Origin of the sequence: Paenibacillus phytorum, assembly GCF_013141715.1 — a bacterium.
GTDB lineage: Bacteria > Bacillota > Bacilli > Paenibacillales > NBRC-103111 > Paenibacillus_E > Paenibacillus_E phytorum.
Map to the genome: position 1 here is coordinate 24,806 of NZ_WHOA01000131.1, position 23,350 is coordinate 48,155.

The following is a 23,350-nucleotide window of genomic DNA, read 5'->3' on the forward strand; positions in this document are numbered from 1 at the left end:
AGCCGGAATCGTTAAAGGCCCTTTTTCCAGAACGTCATCTCTTACTTCGTTACTTTCACCGTAATCTTGTCGCTCGAAGTGACTCCGCCCGCATTGACCAATTCGCTGCGGTACTCATACACGCCAATGGCTCTGCCGGCAATCGTCGACACTGCGCTTTGTGCACTTGGAGAAGCTGCATTCAAGCTCTTCGTTTCGATCAAGATGCCATTCTCGTATAGGCGATACTCGGTAGCGTTGGTGCCCCACCACATGTTCATTGTCACTTTGTAGTTGCCATCTCCATCCCAATTATCTTGAGATAGTACCGGTTTACCTGGAGATGCGTCTGTAATCTTGACCACAAGTGGGCTGCTAGCTGTTGTTCCGAAGGAATTAATAAGTTCACTTGTATACGTGTAAGTGCCGTTCGCTTTACCTTTCACATCTACTTTAGCCACTTGCGCTGCTGGAGATGCGTCTGTCAATGTTTGCGTACTAATGAGTACGCCATTTTCGTACAGCTTGAACACGGAGCCGTTATTTCCCCACCACATGTTCATTGTGACTGTATAATTACCATCTTTTAATCCAGTTGCCTGACCGCTGTTATCTGACAAAACTGGCTTACCTGGCGCCCCAACCGATAACGGCTTCACAACCGTAATAGTCACTGCGTTTGTTGGTACTATTTTTCCATTCAGGGTGACGGTAGCTGTAATTTGTGCAGTACCTTCTGCCAAAGCGCTAACTTTACCTTGTGCATCTACAGTAACTACCGCTCCATTACTTGTGTTGTAGGCAACTATTGCACCACTGAGATCAGCTGGCGTTCCGTTGCTTAATGTACCTGTAAGATGAGTAGCCGTCGTTTCACCCGGTTTCAGAGACACCACGTCAGCAGTAAGGGTAGCTTTACTGAACGTAACGCTAGCACTCACGTTGAATATTTGTGTCGATTGCACCAAATTGCCCGCTGCATCCACTACACTGTATTGCACCGTATGTGCTCCTAGTGCTAGACTTCCCGCAGCAATCGTTTGACCGTTGTTAATCACACTGCCATCCAAAGTCAACGTCTGCGTAGCCACACCGGAGTGTGCATCAGTACTGTTCAAATCAAATCTCAGCGTATCCGCATCTGTTACATTCGCTACTGCGTGACCGGACTCCGTCAACACAGCGACGGGTGCTGTTTTATCTATTTTTACCTGCAAAGATTTCGCCGCTTCCACATTCCCTGCGGCATCTGTTGAGAAATATCCGATCGTACTCGTACCTTCGTTCTGAACTACAATTGGTGCAACGTAAGCAGCTGCTGTCCCACCATTGATACTGTATTCGGTCCCCACCGCACCCGCTGATTCATCCACAGCCGTCAAGGTAACCGTCACATCTTCTTTAAACCAGCCCTCGCTATTTGGAGAACTCGACAATGCCGCCGTCGTCACAGGTGCCACTGTGTCAGCCACTTTGGTGAAGTCGCTCAATCCTCTTGGTTTCAACTGGAATACACCTTTGAAAATAGCAGCCACACCTTTGATATTCACGGTTTGACCTGCCTGGTACGGGAACGTACTCTGTGTTAATCCAGTCCGTGCGTCTACCCGAACATGATTGCTTACCGCTCCGCTAACCGCATCAAATTCAAAAGAGCCAGTCGGTGTAGCACTAATGATATTATTGATAGTTACATTGCTGAGCTCGACCAGTTGACCTTGATTATCGCTTGTTACAGCCGATACAGAAGCTGGTGTAGGTACAGCAGCAACCCCAGTTTTGGCAATTTCCACTGGATCCGTCAACTCGAACTCTGTGTTAAATAGCGCTGTCGAAGCCGTCACTTTCACGGTATCTCCAAGATGGAATCCACTTAAGCTCTGGAACACATACATACCGCCGGTAGCATCCTGCAAGTAAAATGATTGCCCGCCAAAAGAGCCCGGTTCCGTAATTACAACGCCCTCAACAGTCACCAATGTTCCTGCAGCTTTCCCCCGTGCTTCAGCGACGGTGATCTTTGCTGGAATCGGATTCTGCTCTTCCGGTAATGGTTCAGCCGGAACGTTGCCAAGTGTAACGCCTTCGGTCTTCAAGTTCGTTCCGTTTTGACGCAACCTCAAGTTGGCCGCAGCCGTCGTTCCCGGCTTAATTCTAACATTCAAATCTTTTGTAGCATGTCCGTTAATATCTGAGGTCACGCTAAACGTGGAGCTGTACGCGTATGCAGTAGGCCATGTGCCGTCTGCATTTTGAATCATGGCAATTTGAGCGCCCCCGCTGACCAAATAGATACCCACACTGAACCCAGCTACCGTCGTAGACGCAGGCAGGTTATCCACAACTACCCGTACGGGGAAGTCGACTGCATTGGGTAGTGTTGCTTGATGCACAAAGCTGTAAGCTGCGCTCGCTGTTGCTGTTGGTCCGCCGTATGACCCCGGTTTAAATGTACTGCGGTCATACCATTTGTAGCCTGCGTTTGGCGCAGCCCAAGGCTCTGGCTGTGGTTCCGTTGACGCAGCCGGATTTTCAAAAGGCAGAAGTGCCGTCGGCTGATCCAATTGCAAGCCGCTAACTTGAGATAAGCTTGTATAGCTTTCTTTCTTCGAAAGCCAGTTCACCATATTTACAAGCAGCACACCATCATTCTGCTCTTTAAAGCCGTCATAGGTCGTCTTCTTCGCGCCCGTATCCTCGCGGACGTATTTCGGTGTCGCATCTTCAACCGGTGAGGAATCGCCGATAAATCCAGCCTTTCCTGCACCCGCTTTAGCAACAGCCACATAAGGGCCTTCGGCAATGCCGCCTCCGTTATAAACACCTTGATCAACTGCATTTGCCCACGCATCACTTGTTTGCGGCAGGTACACAATCCCCTTCGCCTTTGTCGGATCAAGAATGGCTAATGTAGAACCTGCATGCATAGCCACTGTTGAGACACCGCTGGTAATCCCGAAAGCTTGCTCTGGCGCTACTATTTGATTCGCCGTAATATCTCCTAAAGCATTATAGCGGAAACGCAAACCGAACTGTGTAGCCAACCAGTCCGAACTTGCTACATCCTGCATCGCCGACGAAGCGATCTCTTCTGCGTTCATGCCGCTAGCCGGGTTCGTCCATGCGCCTCTGCGGTAGCCATTGAATACTTCCGAACCGTCCCAACGGTTCTTGTTGCGGTCTGCATTGTAGTGATCTCCGATGAAGAAGATACTGCCGCCTCCCTGCACGTATTGCTCCAGAGCGGCCTGCTCGCTCGTCTTATAAGGAACATTAGACTCCGCAACGACGAATACATCGTAACCACTCAAATCACTCAAAGTAATTGGTGTTGTTTTGCGCAGCTCTTTCACATAATAACCATTATTCGCTAAAGCATTGGCGAAATCGGAGAAAGCGCCATCAATAACCCAATCGGCAGCCCCAGCCGTTTGTTCATGCGTATTGTCGAAAAGCACCTTCTTGCCAGCATTTTCATTCACAACTTTGGCTTCAATGAAAGGAGCTGGATCACTCGGTCCTTCCGCCATAACAGCTTGCCAACTGCTTGTGGCCAATACTTGAAACGGTAACGCGATTGTTACGGCAAGTGTTGTTTTCAAAAGTTTTGCTTTCCATCCTGCTAGCCTACTCATTACAATTCCTCCTTAGCATTTGCTGAGTCAAAAAATTTCTTCATAAGCAGAGGCTTTATGGACAGACAAGCCCAATAATACCTCTAAATTTTACCATGATCTAAAAGGAAAAAGTGATATTTTTTTGTAAAGATAAGGAAGTTTGTGCAGGTTTACAACCGCCATAGATGATTATCTAAAATCAATGAAAATGAGACCTGGAATAATAATGGATCCACACACAAATAAAACCTGGCCGATGGCCAGGTTCTTGTCGAAAGCCTACGTTTGAGCATGGGGAACGAACTTCTCTTTGCTATCACTCGCTCGTTTAGATACCAATCCGCCTTCTTCTCGTCTGTAATGATGAATTATATCGTTACAGACACGATTCCATATCCCTTCGCATCTGTAACGATGAAAAATATCTTTACAGCCTCGCTTAGCGCACAAAACTGCACTTCTTCACTAAAGACCGGGACTGATTTATCCGTTTGTTTACAAACACCGTTCAAAGTACCGGATCGAGAAGTTATGCATCGTTATGGGGGTATCTTATTCTTCCAAAAAAACAGACTTGTTCACATGTGAACAAGTCTGTTTCTTCTCCGTTAAGACGGCTGATTCGCTTTCGTTTGTCCACGATAAGCATTCGGCACAAACCCTGTATGCGCTTTGAACAGCTTACCGAAATAATTCTTATTTTCGTAGCCCAACGAATCGGAAATTTGTTCAACGCTCTTATCTGTGATTTCCAAGAGCTCCTTCGCTTTCTCCATCTTCAGCCGTGTGACGTATTCAATGAAATTCTCCCCGGTTTCCCGCTTGAACAATCGGCTTAAATAGCTTGGATGCAGATGAAGATGGGTCGCAGCATCTTCGAGGGAAATTTTCATATGTAGATGATTATATACAAAGCGTTGACACTCTAGAATTTCACGGTTGTGGGACTCGCGATACACCTGGCCTGCCCATTGAATGGCCTGCTGAAGGTAATCCTTGAGCCATAACTCAAGCTCACGGAGGGATGACAAATCATGAACATCATGATGCAAGAGCTCCGAAGAAAAGGTTGACTGATAGTGCTGAAGAGACTTGAGCCGCATCCGTACGTCGAGAATCATCTTCAGCAGCCATTCCTTTACTTCCATCGGGCGAAATCGGTTATATTGGATAAAATCTATCCACTTCGAGACAAACCCATCGATCATATCCAATCGCTCATCGAAAACAACACTCCGAAACTCATCTAGTGCTTCGGAGTACTGCGCTAACAGCAACCCTCCGTCCCCGAATCCTTCTCTAACATGCCCCGATTTAATGATAGATGACTCCGGCAAATAAAAACGTAGATTCTTCCCTTCGACCATTCGAATCAATTGATCTTTCAAAGATCGTGCATCTTTGATTGGGCTTCCCGTTAGAAAGGTGAATGAAAGCTTCGAGTATTGCTGTAAGCTGCTTTGCAGCTGCCTTAGTGTCTGCTCCACCTTCTGACTGTTGTTGACGTGAAGCTCCGAGTAATGTGGAAACAACAAAACAAATTCTCCGGTATCATAAGTGAAAAGTGCTGTCTCCTTCTGATCGACAAGCAGCTCTTCAACAATATTCTGGATGGTGTATTCAAACAAATCTTTGGATTGAAAGCGATTGTCTGCCTCCTTCACACGATTCGCGTAACCAAAGACCGGAAGTACTCCTTGTTTTCCAAGTCGAATGCCGAAACCTTCAGCTTTCAAAGTCCACTCTTCCGCATCAAACAAGGGCTCATTCACCGTACTGCGGATAAATTGACGCTTGGACGCACCGCGGTGTTGATAAGCCTCCTTCTCGAGATTGCGGCTCTTCGACACTACTTGAACCTCCGCGTCCAACTGTTCCTTCAACCTTCCGAGCAACTCAGAAATGTTGCCAACATTCATCGTTTCCTTCAAGATATATTCGCTTACCGACAGCTTCATCGCTGTTTGCGCATAGTGAAAATCATCGTGACAGGAAAGAATCACGGCCTTCATGCGAGGATGAACCTCACGCAGATGCCCAATGAGTTCCAGTCCATTCATGCCAGGCATGCCAATATCGCTTATAAGCACATCCGTCTTTTCCTGGCGTCCGGCTTCGAGCGCATCCAATGGATTCTCGTAAGCGCCCGTCAATGTATACCCTAATTCTGCCCACTGAATTGAAGTCTTCAGAAATTCAAGCACAGGTAAATCATCATCCACTATAACAACGGAGTACATGGTTACCCCTCCTTTCCTGCTTGTTGTGGAAAGCGCAGCACAATCTGCGTTCCCTGATCTGGTCCGCTTTCGATTTCATAATCAAAACGATGACCATATATTAAACGAAGTCGTTCAAATACATTGTGTAAACCAATGCCCGACAAGGAAGGGCTGCTTGTTTCCTGAAATTTCTGGGTAGGAACGACATCCAAATGATTGCGAAGTGCAGCTAGACGTTCAGGAGGCATCCCGACCCCCGTATCTCTTACCTCCACTTGCAGCCTACCATCCTCACAAATTCTCGAGGCTATGGTAATTTCCCCTGCCTTACTTTTAAGCCCATGTATATAAGCGTTCTCAATAAGCGGCTGTAGTAAAAACCTAGGTATTTCAAGAAGAAGGGTGTCTGAAGCCGCAGAAATCTGCAGTTGTACCCGATCACCGTGCCGAGAATTTAGCAGTCGAATATAATGTTCGTTAATCTCAATCTCCTCATGCAGTGAAATGTATTCATTGTTGCGGTTGATCGTCATCCGCAAGAGAGAGGATAATGAACTGATCAGCTCCGCATTCTCAGAATCACCCTTCATCATGATTTTCAGACGGATTGAATTAAGCACGTTAAATAAAAAATGCGGATTAATTTGCGCCTGCAGCATCGCTAACTCTGCCTTACGCTTTAACTCTTGTTCGCGGCGGTTCTCTTCTAACATCCGTTCAATACGGTCGATCATTCGGTCGAATACATAACCTAGCCGCCCTACCTCATCTCCCCCGCTGACGTTAGATCGCTCACTCAGTTGGCCGGATTCAATACGGACTACGGTTTGGACAAGCCGCGCAATCGGCTTCGTAAGCGTACGCACCATATAAAGGAGCACTACGCCGAATAGGATTAAAAAGAATAACTGAATCAGGAAATCCGTCTTTCGGAAGGACTCAATTTTCTGGGCAGCGGTTTTATAAGGACTCATATTAACAAGCTTCCATTCGGGCGTTAAATGATTGCTATGCAATATGTAGTCTTCTCCATCTACCTTCACAAACGAAGATCCATCCTGCGCCGGAAGCTGATCATAGTAAGGAAACGGATGACCAATTGTGGTGGAGTCTTTATCGACCAGAATACGCCCCTGACCGTCAACAATGACCATCGATTCGTTGTTTTTATATTGATCAAATAACTGTTGGATTGTGCTTAGTTCCATTCCAACAATCACATATCCGTATGTTAATCCATTTATACGAAGCGGTTTTGCTGCCGCCAATATATAAGGTTGATCGGTTGCTTGACTATAATTGGGCTCAGCGCCTATCCATTTGACATTATAACCGGACGCCTTATCCACATCGCTAAACCAACTTTTTTGCAGGAATTCATTCGGGTTAAAAGCAAAGGTTGAATACGAAGCAACATACTCACCATTGGGCAAAAGCAGTGTGACGTATAAATTACCAAATGAGTTGATGACCGTTGACATTTTCTTGAATATCGTCTGTTTATACGCCAAGACATCCCCTTTATCCGTTTGGTCATTTGCTCGGCCTAATTCCCGAATAGAAAGCTGTAGATCCTCATCAAATTGAATGAAATTCATCACATAAAGCATATTTTTCATTTGTCCGTTTACAATCTGATTGACGATCCGCATCGATTCCTGGGAATTATCAGCCACTTGCGACCTCACTGCATCCCGTGTTAGCAGACTGGAGACGTTCATGGAAACGATGGAAGGGAGAACGAGACAAATCAGAATCGTCAGCACCAATTTATTGCGTAGTGATAAGGTACGAAGCCAGCTCGGCACTGCACTCTCCTGCCTTTCGGTTGCATCATGAAATGGGAAAAAGAGGAGCCCTAGGCCTCCTCTTTCAATTATATCAGGAATGGTGCGCCGTTCGTTAATAACTACTTGGCATTGCTCTTACGGATATCTTCAATTTTCGTTTTTGCCGTCTGAATCGTTTTCTCTAGATCCTGCTTGCCTGTCAGGAACAGCTCAACTTGCGTTAAGAATTCCTTCTCTTGCTGCAGGGCATATGTCGGAGGAATAACAAGCTTTGTTGCTTTATTTACTTTCAACGTAGCTAGCAATGAATCCTTATCGATCAGAGCAGCTTGTTCTGGTTTACCATTTTTCAGAATCGCATCTACATTCTTAGCCAAATCGGCTTTCTTCCAACCCGAGAAGAACAGACCCTGTGTTTGAATTCCTTCCGTCGTATACCATTTCACAAAGTCATATGCCGCTTGCTTATTCTTGGAATTTGCTGCGACACCCACGAAGTCCGCGCCTCCAATTGTTAGACCGTTCGCATCTTTCGCGTCGTACTTCGGATATGGAGCAAATACTGTCTTAAATTTCGCATTCAGCGCCAGTTCTCCTACCATCCAGTTCCCTGTTGCTAACATCGCTGTTTTCCCGGCATAGAAAACGTCACGGTAAGCCATTTTCTGCGATATAACTTCAAAGTAAGGAACGGATGTTTTGTCCACATTTTCCATTTTGTTACGTAAATCGAGGGAGAAACGAACCTTTGGATTATCGATATTCTGTGTACCGTCAGGTTTCACAAGGTAAGCGTTATCCATGTCGCTGTTCAGTGCCAATTCGGCGTATTCTTTCCATGTATGGAAGTAGGAACCGTACTGCTTGGCTGCGCCTTCACCCTTGGTCAATTTCTTAGCATACTCCGCATAATCGTCCCAAGTCCACTCTGTTGGTACGGGCAGTTTAGCTTCATCCAACTTATCTTTGTTCAATAGAACGAACCATTCAGCCATTTTACCTGGCAGCGCATAATATTTGCCGTTTACAACAGGATCAAGCTTATATTCATCTTTTACAACGATGTTATCTTTCTTCAAGTATTCATCAAGCGGCTCCAAAATACCTGCTCCTACGCGTTGTGCAAAGTCGGGTGCACTGGAATACATAACAACGTCCATCTGCTCACCGGATGCAGCCAATAGGTCAAGCTTTTTCATCCCTTCTAGGGAGTCACCCTTTTCGGACATACTTTCATAGACCACTTTCACGTTCGGGTGTGTCTTATTATAAGCTTCAACCGTTGCGTTCCAGTTCCCTTGAGCCTCGGTGTACCAGCCTTGTACTTTAATGGTAACTGGCGCCTTAGCCGTTGCCGTTGCATCGTTACCTTTATCTGCTGCCGGTGTATCACTTTTACCACAGCCTGCAAGTGCAGTACTGATCGCTAGGACACCGCTTAGTACTAATAAACTCTTTTTCATAGGAACCCCTCCAAGTTGTATTCGTTATTTTGAAAACCTTTACATGATCGATCGTAACAAACTTGTTTGGAGCACACGAGGCACTATTTTAACCTCATGCACTCATTTTTTGACCTTTTACTCCCTAGCCTTTAACCCCGCCCATCGAAATTCCCTCGATAACTTGCTTTTGACCAATGATGAAAATAATAAGTAAAGGTACGATTGCCGAAACAGAAGCGGCCATGATGAGTGAGTAGAACTCTCCATTTAAATCAGCGAAGGATCGGATGCCAAGAGGCAGTGTGAATAAATCTTTCGTTCTTAAGAAAATAAGCGGGTTCTGATAATCGTTCCATGTCCAGATAAAACGCAGAATCGCATAAGTAGCAATCGCTGGACGTACAAGCGGAGTACAGATAGAGAAGAAAATTCGGACATGACCTGCACCATCCATTCGCGCCGACTCGATAAACTCCTCATGAATGCCCATATAGAACTGGCGAAGCATGAAAGTCCCGAGAACACTGAAGGAACCTAGCAAAATTAAGCCAAAGTGACTGTCGAACAAGCCCATCCAGCGGAACAATAGAAACTGCGGAACGAGAATCGCTTGACTGGGAATCATATAGATCGCCAGCACGAGAACAAAGAGTACATGACGGCCGCGAAACTTGATCTTCGAGAAAGCATAGGCTGCCATGGAGGAAAGCAGGACGGAAAGCGCCGTAGTCAAAACGGAAACCTTGATAGAATTCCAGTAATACAGGGAGAACTTCGTCGACCACACCGTCTTATAATTTTCAATCAAATTCCAATGCTTCGGGATCCACTGAATGGGATATAGAAAAACATCTGCTTCCGGCTTCATAGATGCGGATATCATCCATAAGAAGGGAGACATGAATAATAGGCCTATGATAAACATGAGTATAGTTAGCAGCGTTTTTTTTACATTTTTAAACTTGTCCATCGGTTACTCCTCCTTCTTCTCTAGTAATTAACCCATCTACGTTGTCCAAACCACTGAACGAGTGTAATCAGGAGGACAAACACCAGCAGCACAATAGCCATAGCGGAGGCATAACCGGATTGTAGATTAACGAAAGCTGTTTCATACAAACGATATACGACTACACTGGTTGAATTCGCAGGACCGCCGCCTGTTAGAACGGAAATAACGTCGAACGCTTTAAATGTTCCTATAATGCCGGTTACGAGCAAGAAGAATGTGGTTGGTGATAAGAGAGGCACGGTTATGCTGAAAAATTGTCTCAACTTCGATGCGCCGTCAATGTCTGCTGCCTCATAAAGATCGTTCGGAATCGACTGCAAACCGGCCATAAATATAATCATGTTATATCCGATACTCACCCAGATCATAAGTCCCATTACACAATATAAAGCAAAATCCGGATCAGCTAGCCATTTTGGCGGGTTCGCCATCCCCCAGTCGATTAATATTTGATTAATCGGTCCATAGGTTGGATGGAACAATACCTGAAACACAATAGCTACAGCAACAATACTTGAGATGTAAGGAATGAAATAAATAACTTTAAATAGGTCTTTAAAATGAATTTTCTTATCGATGATGACCGCCAGAACGAGCGAAAAGATCAACGTTAACGGTACTACAATCATAAGAATCAAGTTATTTTTGAGTGATAGAAGAAATACGCTGTCATGCACAAGCTTAACAAAGTTATCTAAGCCGAGAAATTTCACCTTGGAAAATCCGGCAACAAAGTTCCAATTCGTAAAACTGAGGAAAAAGGAAGCTACGATTGGAAATAGTGTAAAAATAAATAACCCAAGTATCATGGGACTGACGAATGCGTATCCGACCAGATCCTCGCGCACCTGCTGCATGGACTGCTTCCGCTTCACTTTTACGGAGGGAATAGTGCCTGCTTGTGAATGTATTTTGGTAGCCATGAAATTCACCCCATGTCGTGTTTTCTCTAGTCTACCTTGGTGGAGAAGCATAGGTAAGTCAATTAATTGACCCCTTTGGGTAAAATTTTAACCTGTGGGTAGGTAATATGGCGGGTTACAAGGATAAATGTGCGAAGCAAGTTAAGTTGCACACTTTAACCATTTAACACGTAAATTGATCGTCGGCTCCCCTTTTTGCGGTCCAAGCCATATTTGATCAAAACAATTCTACTCTCGCAAGCAATATTGTATTTTGTACAACATTAGGCTGGCTAATCCACATAATCCCTGCGATTGTTGCAGAAAATACAACATTTTCTCCCAAAAGCAGCTCTTTTGAAGGAAATGCGGCAAAATTGATGTACAACATACAACATCTTCAGCTTGGGTGAGTAGAAACCACCGAAATTGTTGTACGCTGTACAACTTTCGCTCTTATAAACCGAGAAAAGACAGACTGACTTCTTAATTGCTCCCACTTCTTCATCAAACTAAAAAAATCCGATAAGCCTCAGAGGCTAACCGGATCCTTGATCTTACTTATTCGCTTCATGCACCTTGAGCAGCTTACCTTTAATCGTCGTATTCTTCATGATTTTGAGCACCAACGGGCCCTTACCATTCAAAATATCCACATACGAAACATTGTCCTGAATCGTAATGATTCCAATGTCATCAGCCGTCACACCTTCAATTTTGGCCAGGGTTCCTACAAAGTCTACAGCCCGAATCTTTTTCTTTTTCCCACCGTTAAAATAAAGCTTCATAATGCCCTTGTTCAGTTGGTCACTTTTATCCCTCTTAATGACCGGTGTGGCCTGCATTTTCTGATCAAAAGCGGGTTGTCCAAGATCAACCTCATCCGCCGTGGGAGCGTCTTTTCTCGGTATTTCGAACCCCAGATAGCCTTCAATATCAGATAGAAACTTGTCCTCATTTGGCGTTACAAACGTAATCGCCTTGCCCGTTTTCCCTGCACGTCCAGTTCTTCCGATTCGGTGGACATAGCTTTCTTTTTCAAGCGGAAGATCGTAGTTAATGACATGCGTGATATCCTCCACATCAATCCCTCGCGCCGCGACATCCGTAGCAATTAAGAACCGGAATTCCCCTCTTTTGAAAGCATTCATGACTAGGAATCGATCGTCCTGCATCATGCCCCCGTGGATTTTGTCGCACGGATAGTCAAGCTGCTCCAACTGTCTATATAAGTAGTCGACATGCTCTTGCGTCCGGCAGAAAATGATGCAATTATCGGGATTCTCCACCACGAAGACATCCTTAAGCACGTTAAACTTATCGTTTTCTCGAACCGTTATGATGGAATGCTCAATCTGAACCTTGGACGCCTCCGGCGTTTGAATTTCAATATCGATAGGGTTATGCATATATCGATGGCATAATTGTTCCACGTCATTCGGGAGTGTCGCCGAAAATAACATCGTCATGCGATCCGTCGGCAGCTCATCAATAATCGCTCCCACCTGCTCAATGAAGCCCATCCGCAGCATCTCATCCGCTTCATCGATGACGAGATACTTCAGCCGCTCCAGGTCCAGCGTCCCTTTTTGAATATGATCCAGCACGCGGCCCGGTGTCCCAACAACAACATGGCACTTCTGGTGCAGCTCAATCTTCTGCTTGGCAAAAGGCTGCTTCCCATACAGCGCCACCGCTTTAATCCGCTTGAATCTTCCGATGTTCGTGATATCCTGCTTCACTTGGTCGGCCAGCTCTCTCGTCGGTGTCAAAATCAGCGCCTGCGGTCTGTTCTCTTCCCACTCCACCAATTCACAAATCGGTATACCGAATGCCGCCGTCTTCCCGCTTCCCGTACGTGACTTAACCGTGAGATCCTTCTCCTGCAGCGCGATTGGAATCACTTCGTTCTGCACATCTGTCGGCTGCTCGTATCCTAAACTTTGAAGCGCCCGTACGATATCTTCACTCAAATTATAATCCGTAAAACTTCTTATACCCACGAATAAACTCCCCTTCTTCTTGCTGTTCTTCCTATATTACTACATCTTGCCTCGGGAACAAAAAAAGCCCTTAAAAGAGGGCTTGAAGGGAAACAGACCAAGAAAATTACTGCGCTTTAAACATTAAGTAAATTTCATCTTTATCAGCAGAATGGAAACCAATAATCTCCTTGCAATCCGTTAAAATATATTCTAATCCTTTTGTACTGCCCTCTCTCGTTACACTTCTCTTCTCAATTTTATTGCACGAGGTTTTACTTTTCCCTTTTTGTTTTCCACCGTGTTTATCTCTTGAGTTATCAAATATATAGTTAATTTGCTTCCCATCATAAATGAGATCACTTAATACTGGATCCCCTTCCACTGAGTAACTAGTAATTCTGAGTTTAGATGCTTTCTGTTTTTCAAAATCAGTAATAAAAGAATCAATCTTTTCAAAGTTCATTGGCCCTAGATGACCTACAATAATATCTCCATTATTCTTTGCGTCTTGAAGAGTGTATGTATTACAGCCTGATAGTAAGAATACAGAAAGAACAAGACAAATTATTCTCCTCATGGGTTACCTCGGTTCTATAAATGCCCTATCGAAGGTCTTCAAACTCTCGCAATCTTTATCCCCAAAATACTCCCGTATTGTCCTGATCAACTAATTGTAATTGTTTTTCAAAATTACTATCGGGGTCAATATGATCAACCCAGTGCCACTTATCCCTACTGTCTCTCCAATAGACCTTCCATGCATTTGATTCTAATCTGAACTGCGCAATATCATATTGCGTCCATTCCGTGCCAATATAGGGTTCTCTTTCCTCGATGAGTGTCACATTATTCCCTCTAAATTTATACACCATCCGAATCTGGTTGTTTAAATGTTTGGGTATCTTCTTCTCAATATATTCCTGCAAAATGTTTTCTAATCGTTTCTTTGTGAATTCGTCCAGCATAAATTTCACCTCATATCATTCAAGATTATCTTCAAAATATATATCAATACAGTCTCTTCTCATAGCTCTCTTGTAATCCCTTAGTGATTACTTCAATGGTATATTGAGTTGATTTCACATGTTCTGATAATATTCTTGGAATTGATGGTAAAGAATCCTCTGCTGCCCAAGACTTACTATCCCAAATACCAGAACGTTTAAATGCTTTAGCACAATGAATGAAGCATTCTTCAACCTCTACTCCAATTCCTAATAAAGGGTATCTTTCCTTGGCTTTCATTCGCTTTAGAATTCCTTCATCTTTAATCACAAATGCTCGTCCATTGATTCTTAATGTTTCTTCCAGCCCGGGAATAATAAATATGATTCCAACATGAGGATTCGATAATATATTTCTAAGTGAATCAATCCTGCGGTTCCCAGGTCTTTCTGGAATAACTAAATATCTTTCATTAAGAACAAGAACCGAACCGGGAGCATCTCCTCTTGGTGAAACATCACAATAACCGGCCTCATCTGAAGTAGATAAAAATAATAATGGTGATAATCCTATTAAATCCTGACAATGTTTATCTAAACTGTCAATAACTTTTTGCTTTACAAGTTCACTCGGAGAGCCTATAAGTTCCCTAATTTCATCTTCAGATGTTAAAATTTCTTTAAATGGAACCTTCATATATTGACCTCAGTTCTTTTGTGATTATTATTGCTCATTAATATGATTGAATTGGCCCACACCATAGTTCTTAATCGTCTTTTCTAATGTTTCATTGCTTTTCTCATTCCAAACGAAACTCATCTCGAAAGTTCCCTGTTCAAAAAACAAAGGAAATCTTCGCTTAAACCAATCCTGCATAGGTAACTTTAATGCTTCTTCAATTTCTACCCACAATAGCTCTCCTTCAGGTGGATTTTCGAGTATATCTCCCTCAAATGATGTGGCCAAATAATTAAATACCATATATCTTAGTCCTTTTTCAGGTTCGCAAAATTCATCCAGACCTTTATAAATAATGTCTTTAATAATCAATCCAGTTTCTTCTCGTACTTCCCGAATGGCCCCATTAACTATACTCTCAGGAAAATCAACCTTCCCTCCCGGTGCTATGTATCCTGGGAAGCCAAGTTTATCCGGTCTATTCATTAATAGCACTTTAGTTCCGTCCTGTACCATACACATTGTATATATTTTGTGTGTTACATTTACAGACAAAATGATCAACTCCAGTTATTCTCTAGGTTAGGGTTGTCCCCTTATAAAAAAATCCTTTACTCCCTTAATCATTAATTCAATTAAGCCCATTAAATCCCTGCACTTTTACGAACTACTACTCACTTAATTTACAAAAACAAAAGGAGCTGCCACGGCAGCTCCTTCATTATTTCTTTAATCTTTTTAAGCCTACTCTAATCCCATCTTAAAAGCCTCAATAGCCTGACCCAACCCAGCAAAAGCATCCGAATTCTCTTGAATCGGCTTATCTGATCTAATAGCTTGAACCACATGGTTCAGCAAATTTTCCGGCATGTCCACATCCGCAGAGTGTGCTGTAGCAGCAACGACTACTTGCAGATCAGGGACGACAAATATGCGTCTTCCGCCTGAACCAGATGCATAGAACACTTCATGCTGCTTTTTGCTTCCTCTGACTAGCCCCTGAGTCAAAGGCTTGGACCACCAATAATAGCCGTAACCACCTTGTGTACCATTACTGTAATTGAGGAATACGCGCTTAGTCACCGACTCCCGGATCCATGACTTCGGAATAATGGCCTTGTCTTCCCACTGGCCTTCCTTCAGATACAGATAGCCAATTTTGGCCATGTCTCTTAACGTTAATGCCAGAGCCCAAGCCCCAATCGTGCAGCCCCCAGGATCATGATTCCAGTTGACGTCTGTTATACCGAGCGGCTCGAATAAGCGGGATTTGGCATAGTCAAACATGGACTCACCTGTTACCTTTTGCAGTACAGCAGACAGAAGATGTGCATCACCATTGCTGTAATTAAACATTGCACCAGGCTGGTTCTTAGCCGGACGTTCCAGAACATTTTGCACCCAGTCCGATGAGTACATCATTTCAGTTGAGGATTGTTCGTTTTCATTGTTCCACGCTAGCCCCGAGGTCATGTTAAGCAAATGCTTTAACATGATCTTTGACTTCAGAGGATCACTTTCCAGCTCAGGAAAAAACGAAGCAAGCCTCTGATCCAGACTTATTAGCTTACGCTCAGATAAGGCAATACCGACTAATGCGGACGTCACGCTTTTGGTCACGGACTTCACATCTTGCGGTAAATCAGCTTGGCTGTTCTCATTATAAGCTTCAGCAACCAAATGTCCGTTACGAATAACCGCTACACTATGTACCTGCTGGTCGCGAAAAACTTCGAGCATCTTGGCTAGTGCAGCTGAGTTCATCCCTTGCGCCTCTGGCGTAGATGTTTTCCAACCTTGGGTAGGCCAATCATTAGCCCTTATTTCAGAAATACTATCAGAATTGCTGGATATTTGAGGAAACGATTTGTTCAGAATAGGCACTTGATTATTTTGGGTTCCAGACGCTGACAAAGAAAGGGCCGCTGTTTTATTTCCACTTCCGACAAGTGGTTTATTTTTGTTTTTCATCTCTATCTTTCCTTCCAGTATGGTTTTTAGCCCCCTGTGCTAAGTATTTTACTTTATAAGTGTGAACTAATTATGGCTTAAACCTTAATAGAACCTTAATATTAGCTGAACGTTTGCTGAATTTCCTGTGATTTGAGCCCCATATGTTACAATAATCGTACAAATCCCCTTAAAAGGAAGCTATATTCGGAGGTTAGGCATGCGAAAACTCATATTTTTCTTAGGTCCTGCCGGTGCAGGAAAAACGACACTTGCTAAAGCATGGGCACGCAAGCACGGCGGTGCTTTTCTGGATATGGATACGCTGCTCCGACCCGCGGCAGAAGCGATCATGACCATTGCCGGACAAGACCCGAACGACCGGGATTCCCCCACATACAAGACATACTGTCGCGATTTAGGATACCGCATAACGATGGACGCAGCACTTGAGAATCTCGAACTAGGCTTGGATGCTATTGTAGTCGGACCTTTCACCAAAGAACTAGCAGATCCGATTTGGCTGGAAAAGGAACTTTCAAACGTCGGTGCTACGATTAACGATGTTTGCGTTAGGGCTGTTTTTGTCTATTTACCAAGCGAGAATGCCTACCAAGAACGAATACGGACTAGAGGCTCCGCTTTGGATGTTTGGAAACTGGACAACTGGAAGCATTTTAGCCAGTCGCTCGTTCGTAGGGAAATCAAATGGCTAATTGATCCCTCTTCGATTCTCTATTTCGATAATTCAGGACCACTTTCATCTGTAAAGCTAGATGTACTTGAGCAATTCATTTACAGAAGCTAACGATATAAATAACAACATTGACAATATCTGTTTGTAAAGTAAAATTTGAATTGATTTCACCTTACAAATTGACTTCTGTAATTATAGAATACAAAAAGGATCTACATACTTCTCAAGGGGCAAAACATAAAATGAACTCAAAAACTTCCATGCAAGACATCGCCGATAAATTGGGCATTTCCAAGAATGCCGTCTCCCTGGCCCTCAATAATAAAGCTGGCGTCAGCGAAGAATTGCGCTTTCGTATTTTCGAAGCAGCTAATCAGTTGAACTACCGGACAGATACAAAAACAAAAAAGAAACGCGGCAACCTGCTCGTCTTAATCCCTGAAAACATTCGGAATGATAAAATCTTCTACTACGAAGTGTTCTGGTCCATAGAAAAAAGAGCCAAAGAAAATGGCTACAACGCCATTATCTGCGGTGTTACACAAGAGATGGAGGATCAACTCATCCTGCCGGAGCTTTATCATGAAATTGTATTTGACGGCATATTACTCGTTGGCGTCCTTCATCTTAACTATGTTCGAAAGCTTGTGGATTTAGGAATTCCTCTCGTCACGGTCGATCATTATTACGATAGCTTACAGCTTGACGCTGTGGTGACCGCGAATGCCGAAGAGGCTTACAAAATCGTCACTCATCTCATTGACAAAGGTCATCGGCAAATTGGTTTCATCGGTGCGATTAGTAGGACGAAGAGCTTCAGGGAACGCTGGTCCGGGTACCAAAATGCTATGTCTGATGCAGGGTTGACAGTCGATATGAATCACAATATCGTCAATCCCTCACCACTGGAGGCGTTAAATTCCACCCCCGCCCAGTTAGCAGATCTTCTCGATGCGATGACTTCCATGCCGACAGCCTGGTTTTGTGCGGATGATCGCGTTGCGATTTCCTTCATTCAAATCCTTATTTCCAAAGGCTACAAGGTACCGGAGGATATCTCTGTTGTTGGATTCGGCGACATTGAAGCGGCTCAAATGATCGCTCCTCGCTTAACGACGATCCAAGTGCAGCGCGAACAACTCGGCTATGAAGCCGTAGATTTTCTCATTCGCAAAATCGACTTCGGCGGAAGTCCTGCGAAGATTTCCATCTATGGAGAACTCATTGAGCGTGATTCTTGTAAAGCGTTAGGTTAGAAAATTAAAAAGATACCCTGTTAGTCAATGCTTACACTCTCTGTAAGAGTCTTTTCACTTATCCACTGGAAATGTTATAATATCTGTTAGACGAAGAACGTCCTTGAGCCCTGTGGCGCAAGGGCGTTTTTTTATTCTATTATAAGGAGGCGTTTGCCAAATGCCATTTGAACAAGCACATCAGTCGTTCATAGAAAACCATCATGCACGCAGAACTGGTGAAAGAAAGGGACGTTTACTCAGGGGGCACAACTATGCAGAAAAGCTGCTGCTCCAACAGGTATGGTGGCCGCTATTCGGTAACTTCGACAACCTGCATCCGGAATATGAGATCTACGACTGGAATCGCAAATCGCAATACAAGGATATCATCCTGCATAGTGATGTAAATTTTCGGACAGCACGTAAATGGTTGTATTGTTTAGTCGAAAAGGGCATCCTGCGCTCAATAACTCGCGGTAAATATACCTGTTACTATGAGCTTAAGGAAGGTGCGTGGCAGCATTTGATTTAGTGACATGGGTGTGATGCATTATTACTTAAGCAATGATGTATAGACTCTCCAAGTGTTTTTCACTTCCACTATTCGGTCTCTCAGTCGGGTGTCCACCACCAGATGGGCACCCGCCAATTGAAATCCCCTAGTTCACGATAGTCTAAGTTGTATTTTGTGCAACAATACACCTTCCTCACGCCACTGTAGCCTACTACTATTGTATTTCGTACAACAATTTGAGCTCAAATCGCCTATTTCCGAGCGATTCCCACCTAAATGTTGTACGCGGTACAACAAAAAGCCAATTTGTCCAAAGAAACCGCCATATTGTTGCACAAAATACATCATTCCGGCGAGTGGGAGATATTAGTTGAGAATCGGAGTTGAGCAAAACGCCGCTGCGCCCTGCTAAGATGCACAAAATACAACAATACGGTGCAAGTTGAGCTAAACTCGCTGTTTAAACACCATTTTAACGTTGTTTAATTAACCTACAAATTATACAATGAATAAAAACATAAGAATGAGGTCCCACTATGCAAATTGAGGTTTCGACCAAAAATATGTTCTTCCTAGAATGTTTCTCCTCGGAGACCCGAGTGAAAATCATTGAGCTGCTGGGTGAAGAACCTTTGAATATCAAGCAATTATCACAGCGGCTGGAGATTTCATCCGCTATTGTGACTAAGCATATACAGAAGCTAGAACAAGCCGGAATTGTTACGTCCGAAAGTATGACAGGTGTTCGCGGGACACAGAAAGTATGTTACTTGCAGCTCGAGCAAGCGATGCTTCAGTTCAAAGCAAAGAAACCGTATGAACATCCGACGAATACGATTTCAATTCCGGTTGGCCAATATTCATCCTTCGAAGTGAGGCCTACGTGCGGCCTTGCTTCGCCTACGCAAATTATTGGCGTCATTGATGACCCCAGATATTTCGCGGATCCCCAACATGTGCATGCCGGCATCCTCTGGTTCGGGAGCGGCTATGTCGAATATAGAATCCCTAACTTCTTTCACAGCAATCAGAAGCTTCGCTCCATGGAGATATCTTTTGAAATCTGTTCCGAGGCACCCGGGTTTAACGAGAATTGGCCATCCGATATTTCCTTCTTTATCAACGAAACTCCCCTTGGTCAATGGACGAGTCCTGGTGATTTTGGAAAGCAAAGGGGCGTGCTATCCCCGGATTGGTGGGGAAATGGTTTCACTCAGCACGGTCTTTTGAAAATCATCACCGTCAATCCGCAAGGCTCTTTCTTGGACGGAACGAAGATTTCCGACATCACCATCCAAGACTTAGATATTTCTTTCGCAAAAGACATACATTTTCGAATTGCTTCCTTAGAAGACTCCACAAACTGCGGCGGTATTACGTTGTTCGGCAAGCAGTTTGGAAATTATGAGCAAGACATTGTGGTGACGATGCATGAGGATAAATAGGATCGTATAGTTAACGAGCCCTCTAGGTCCGTTGACGACAACAAAATGTCAAGTAAATCCCCGATTTGCAGATTTAAAATATGAATAATCTGGAAATCCCCACATTGACACCAAACTTGACAGAAAAAAAGCACCTGTACAATTTTAGCCAAAATACGGTGCTTTTTCAAGGGGAAAAAGAGGGACAAAGGGGCTCCCAAAACAAAGCTAACTTTACATACGTTGTAGATGGCTCAAAGTATTACACATTTGCATAGGCTAGCTGCAGGCCATCTAGTGCAGGTATGAAATGATGGTGAGTATCCAATATCGCATTCAGCGTGTGAAGAGCATCTTGGTTCTGCTGACTAAGCTTGGCATTCTTCTTAAGTCTTACCAGCAAAGACTGGTTGGCGATAACCTCAAGCAATTGCCTTTTCAGCTCCACCGCATTCTTCACTTCAATCGCCGCTCCAAGGCCAACAAGAAATGCCGCATTATCCTGCTCTTGACCAGGTATCGGCTTGTACAGCATCATCGGTAGCTCGAGTGCGAGTGCCTCGGATACGGTAAGCCCTCCCGGCTTCGTCACGATCAGATCGGATAAAGCCATCAGCTCGTGGACATGATCCACGAATCCTGTGACCATCACGCGATGACGCGTTTTCTCGCCACCCAGCTCCTCCTCTAGCTGCTGCTTCAGCTTCTCGTTGCGCCCGCATACGAATACAAACTGCACCGGCACCGCCAAATCGTCTGATTGCAGCACAGACTTAAACTGTTTGCCGATCAAGCCATGTCCGCCGCCCATCACCAGTACAGTAGGCATGTCACGATGCAAACCATGCTTATCACGAAGCTCGTTCCGATCATACGTTTGCGTGAAAGGCATTCGAATCGGAATACCCGTCACTATAATACGCTGCTCCGGAATCCGGTAACGTAGAAGCGATTGCTTCACATGCTCCGCACCAACGAGATAACGATCCGTACCGGGATGAACCCAGTAGCTGTGATCCGTATAATCGGTCATCACTGTCACCGTAGGCACCGTGGTCAATCCGTTACATTTTAAGTATGACATCGCCGCGGCCGCTCCTGGAAAAGTGCATACCACTTCCGTCGGTTCCTCTTCTTGCAGCAGTTCCAGCATCCTATCGGTGCTGAACGATTTCATCTTTTTGAACATATGGGACAATGTATTATCCTCTCGCGTCTTGCGGTATAAATACCCGTAAACCGAAGGCAGACTTTTCACCCATTGCATATAGCAGTATTTGCCCACCGAATGCAGGTAAGGATGCGTCCACTCCAGGAAATCAACCACCTTCACGTCCACATCTGGTTTATAAAACCGTGCAGCTTCCAGAATCGCTTGCGCTGCTTTATTATGCCCGTCCCCTAGGCTGCCTGTCAGGATTAATAGTTTGTCCCTACGTTTCATCTTCTAAGTCCCCCTTCGAACTTTCGCTGCTGCGTATTCACAGCCACCGATTCTTTCAGCAAACCAATTCTAAAACGTTCCACGACGTACACAACACCCTCAGAAACCAATACAGCACCCACGATATCCAGAAGAACATGCTGTTTTACCAGCAACGTCGATACAATAATGAGCAATGACATGCTTGTAACGGCTATTTTATAGGACCAAAATATAGTTGTTGATCTTAAATAGGCTTTCATCATTAAATACGAAGTTAATACATGTGTACTTGGAAAACAGTTAAACGGTTGATCTGAGCGATACACCCACTGTACCATCCGCAGCAGCCAATCGCTTCCGGTTAGCTCCGGCCGAGGAACAGTCGTCTGATATATAGCATATACCCCATAACACAGGAGCAGACCCATTATGAACTGAAAAAGTGTTTTATAGTACATGCTGCGATCCTTATAAGCCAAATATAAGAACCCAACCAACAGAAATCCATACCAAGACAGGTAAGGTATAACGAAGCTCTTCATAAATGGAATTTGCCGATCCAAATCCGTAACTAAGCTGTAAGCCACCCCGTCCGCCTGATTCAGATGAATGTAGATGAGACCCACTAGGGGGATCAATAGCAAGCCGCTGCAAGCCATTATATACGACCACCACGAAGTTTTTTTCACATCAATTCCTCGCTCTCCTTTACGTTATCTTCATTATAAAAGAGATCCAATAACTTCTTAACGCACTAAGGTACTGTCTTTCGTTAGCCAAAGGTCGCGAAAAAACCTAGACCAAAGTCTAAGTTCTATTTTTTGCAAAAAGGAAAAATACACAGAAAAGACCTGTGACTAAGGCACAAGTCTAAAAGGCTATGGAAGTAAGTAAATGCTTATTTATTTCTGTTAGATCGCTTCTTATAACGTAGAATTTTATATAAAATAGCCCCGGTCAAGCCAACAAAGACGGCGATAGCAATCCAACGATTAGACATATTGTCTCCTATGAAAGATTCCGTTGTATCTTTAGCCTCTTTCAACGGGACCTCTTTGTCTTTCAAGTAGTCGAGCTCTTTGGAGGCATCGGCAAGCTTTTTGGAAGGTGAGCAAAGCGGGTTTACCCATTCGTTCCCTTTCTTTTTTAGAAAAAGGAGATAGTGCACTCCTTTCTCACTTGGCCCGTTAAGTGATCCCCATGTGATGTCCTCATCCACATTAATTGTATGTTCCTCAATACCTTTAAAACTTTTTACGACAGTTAATTGAATTTGATTACTCTCCTTTTTGCGAACAACGCCCTCAACAAGTCCAATAATGACTCCATCATATTGTTCATAAGCCTGCTCCATCGATGGCATTTGCGCACAGGATAGCGCATAGGTATTTACGGGAAATAGAAACACAAGAAGAGCTATCCATATGATTAGTTTATTCAAGCCAACACCGCCTTTTTTAAATAAGACGGATTTGACTGGTAATTGTTGCAAAATTATGTAAAAACCTGTTTTACGAACAGACTAG

The 23,350-nt window shown here is 44.1% G+C and carries 18 protein-coding genes and 1 pseudogene; 4 read left to right on the forward strand and 15 right to left on the reverse strand.

What is annotated here, in order from left to right:
* Positions 1–41: 41 nt before the first annotated feature.
* The 12 genes from GC098_RS20215 to GC098_RS20275 form a co-directional block, all read right to left on the reverse strand.
* A complete protein-coding gene (locus tag GC098_RS20215; protein WP_171645057.1) occupies positions 42–3,614 on the reverse strand; it encodes an OmpL47-type beta-barrel domain-containing protein in 3,573 nt (1,190 codons plus the stop codon).
* 590 nt (positions 3,615–4,204) lie between these two features.
* Positions 4,205–5,836: a response regulator transcription factor gene (locus tag GC098_RS20220; protein WP_171645058.1), complete on the reverse strand. Its 1,632-nt coding sequence runs from the start codon at positions 5,834–5,836 to the stop codon at positions 4,205–4,207.
* Between the two features lie 2 nt (positions 5,837–5,838).
* Positions 5,839–7,626, reverse strand: coding sequence for a cache domain-containing sensor histidine kinase (locus GC098_RS20225; RefSeq protein ID WP_171645059.1), 1,788 nt, complete (start codon positions 7,624–7,626; stop codon positions 5,839–5,841).
* A gap of 101 nt (positions 7,627–7,727) precedes the next feature.
* Complete coding sequence (locus GC098_RS20230) at positions 7,728–9,071, reverse strand: ABC transporter substrate-binding protein (RefSeq protein WP_171645060.1); 1,344 nt, start codon at positions 9,069–9,071, stop codon at positions 7,728–7,730.
* Between the two features lie 124 nt (positions 9,072–9,195).
* The gene (locus tag GC098_RS20235) at positions 9,196–10,023 is read right to left on the reverse strand and encodes a carbohydrate ABC transporter permease (RefSeq protein ID WP_171645061.1); all 828 of its coding nucleotides are present in this window, start codon (positions 10,021–10,023) and stop codon (positions 9,196–9,198) included.
* A 20-nt stretch (positions 10,024–10,043) separates the two neighbouring features.
* Positions 10,044–10,988, reverse strand: coding sequence for a carbohydrate ABC transporter permease (locus GC098_RS20240; RefSeq protein WP_171645062.1), 945 nt, complete (start codon positions 10,986–10,988; stop codon positions 10,044–10,046).
* 536 nt (positions 10,989–11,524) lie between these two features.
* Positions 11,525–12,970: a DEAD/DEAH box helicase gene (locus GC098_RS20245; protein WP_171645063.1), complete on the reverse strand. Its 1,446-nt coding sequence runs from the start codon at positions 12,968–12,970 to the stop codon at positions 11,525–11,527.
* A gap of 106 nt (positions 12,971–13,076) precedes the next feature.
* Positions 13,077–13,529, reverse strand: a complete 453-nt coding sequence (locus GC098_RS20250; RefSeq protein ID WP_216625351.1) for a DUF4362 domain-containing protein — start codon at positions 13,527–13,529, stop codon at positions 13,077–13,079.
* 55 nt (positions 13,530–13,584) lie between these two features.
* Positions 13,585–13,917: a DUF3024 domain-containing protein gene (locus GC098_RS20260; protein WP_171645064.1), complete on the reverse strand. Its 333-nt coding sequence runs from the start codon at positions 13,915–13,917 to the stop codon at positions 13,585–13,587.
* A gap of 43 nt (positions 13,918–13,960) precedes the next feature.
* On the reverse strand, positions 13,961–14,593 hold the full coding sequence (locus GC098_RS20265) for a pyridoxamine 5'-phosphate oxidase family protein (protein WP_171645065.1): 633 nt from the start codon (positions 14,591–14,593) through the stop codon (positions 13,961–13,963).
* 27 nt (positions 14,594–14,620) lie between these two features.
* On the reverse strand, positions 14,621–15,097 hold the full coding sequence (locus GC098_RS20270; protein WP_171645082.1) for an 8-oxo-dGTP diphosphatase: 477 nt from the start codon (positions 15,095–15,097) through the stop codon (positions 14,621–14,623).
* A gap of 222 nt (positions 15,098–15,319) precedes the next feature.
* Positions 15,320–16,546, reverse strand: coding sequence for a serine hydrolase domain-containing protein (locus GC098_RS20275; protein WP_171645066.1), 1,227 nt, complete (start codon positions 16,544–16,546; stop codon positions 15,320–15,322).
* Between the two features lie 199 nt (positions 16,547–16,745).
* On the opposite strand from GC098_RS20275, the gene GC098_RS20280 reads away from it, so the two are divergent.
* The 4 genes and pseudogenes from GC098_RS20280 to GC098_RS20295 all read left to right on the forward strand — a co-directional run bounded on the left by GC098_RS20280 (position 16,746) and on the right by GC098_RS20295 (position 20,419).
* The gene (locus GC098_RS20280; RefSeq protein WP_171645067.1) at positions 16,746–17,333 is read left to right on the forward strand and encodes a P-loop nucleotide/nucleoside kinase family protein; all 588 of its coding nucleotides are present in this window, start codon (positions 16,746–16,748) and stop codon (positions 17,331–17,333) included.
* A gap of 131 nt (positions 17,334–17,464) precedes the next feature.
* Complete coding sequence (locus GC098_RS20285) at positions 17,465–18,478, forward strand: LacI family DNA-binding transcriptional regulator (RefSeq protein ID WP_171645068.1); 1,014 nt, start codon at positions 17,465–17,467, stop codon at positions 18,476–18,478.
* A 160-nt stretch (positions 18,479–18,638) separates the two neighbouring features.
* A pseudogene (locus GC098_RS41950) lies at positions 18,639–18,845 on the forward strand (hypothetical protein); the annotation flags it as partial.
* A gap of 665 nt (positions 18,846–19,510) precedes the next feature.
* On the forward strand, positions 19,511–20,419 hold the full coding sequence (locus GC098_RS20295; protein WP_171645070.1) for an ArsR/SmtB family transcription factor: 909 nt from the start codon (positions 19,511–19,513) through the stop codon (positions 20,417–20,419).
* Between the two features lie 241 nt (positions 20,420–20,660).
* Here GC098_RS20295 and GC098_RS20300 read toward each other — a convergent pair whose 3' ends face one another.
* From GC098_RS20300 to GC098_RS20310, 3 genes are all read right to left on the reverse strand, one after another.
* Complete coding sequence (locus GC098_RS20300; protein ID WP_171645071.1) at positions 20,661–21,842, reverse strand: MGDG synthase family glycosyltransferase; 1,182 nt, start codon at positions 21,840–21,842, stop codon at positions 20,661–20,663.
* Positions 21,839–22,513, reverse strand: coding sequence for a phosphatase PAP2 family protein (locus GC098_RS20305; protein ID WP_171645072.1), 675 nt, complete (start codon positions 22,511–22,513; stop codon positions 21,839–21,841). Before GC098_RS20305 ends, GC098_RS20300 begins: the two co-directional genes overlap by 4 nt.
* 209 nt (positions 22,514–22,722) lie before the next feature.
* Positions 22,723–23,265 carry a hypothetical protein gene (locus GC098_RS20310; protein WP_171645073.1) on the reverse strand — a complete coding sequence of 181 codons (543 nt, stop codon included), beginning with the start codon at positions 23,263–23,265 and terminating at the stop codon, positions 22,723–22,725.
* Between the last annotated feature and the right edge of the window lie 85 nt (positions 23,266–23,350).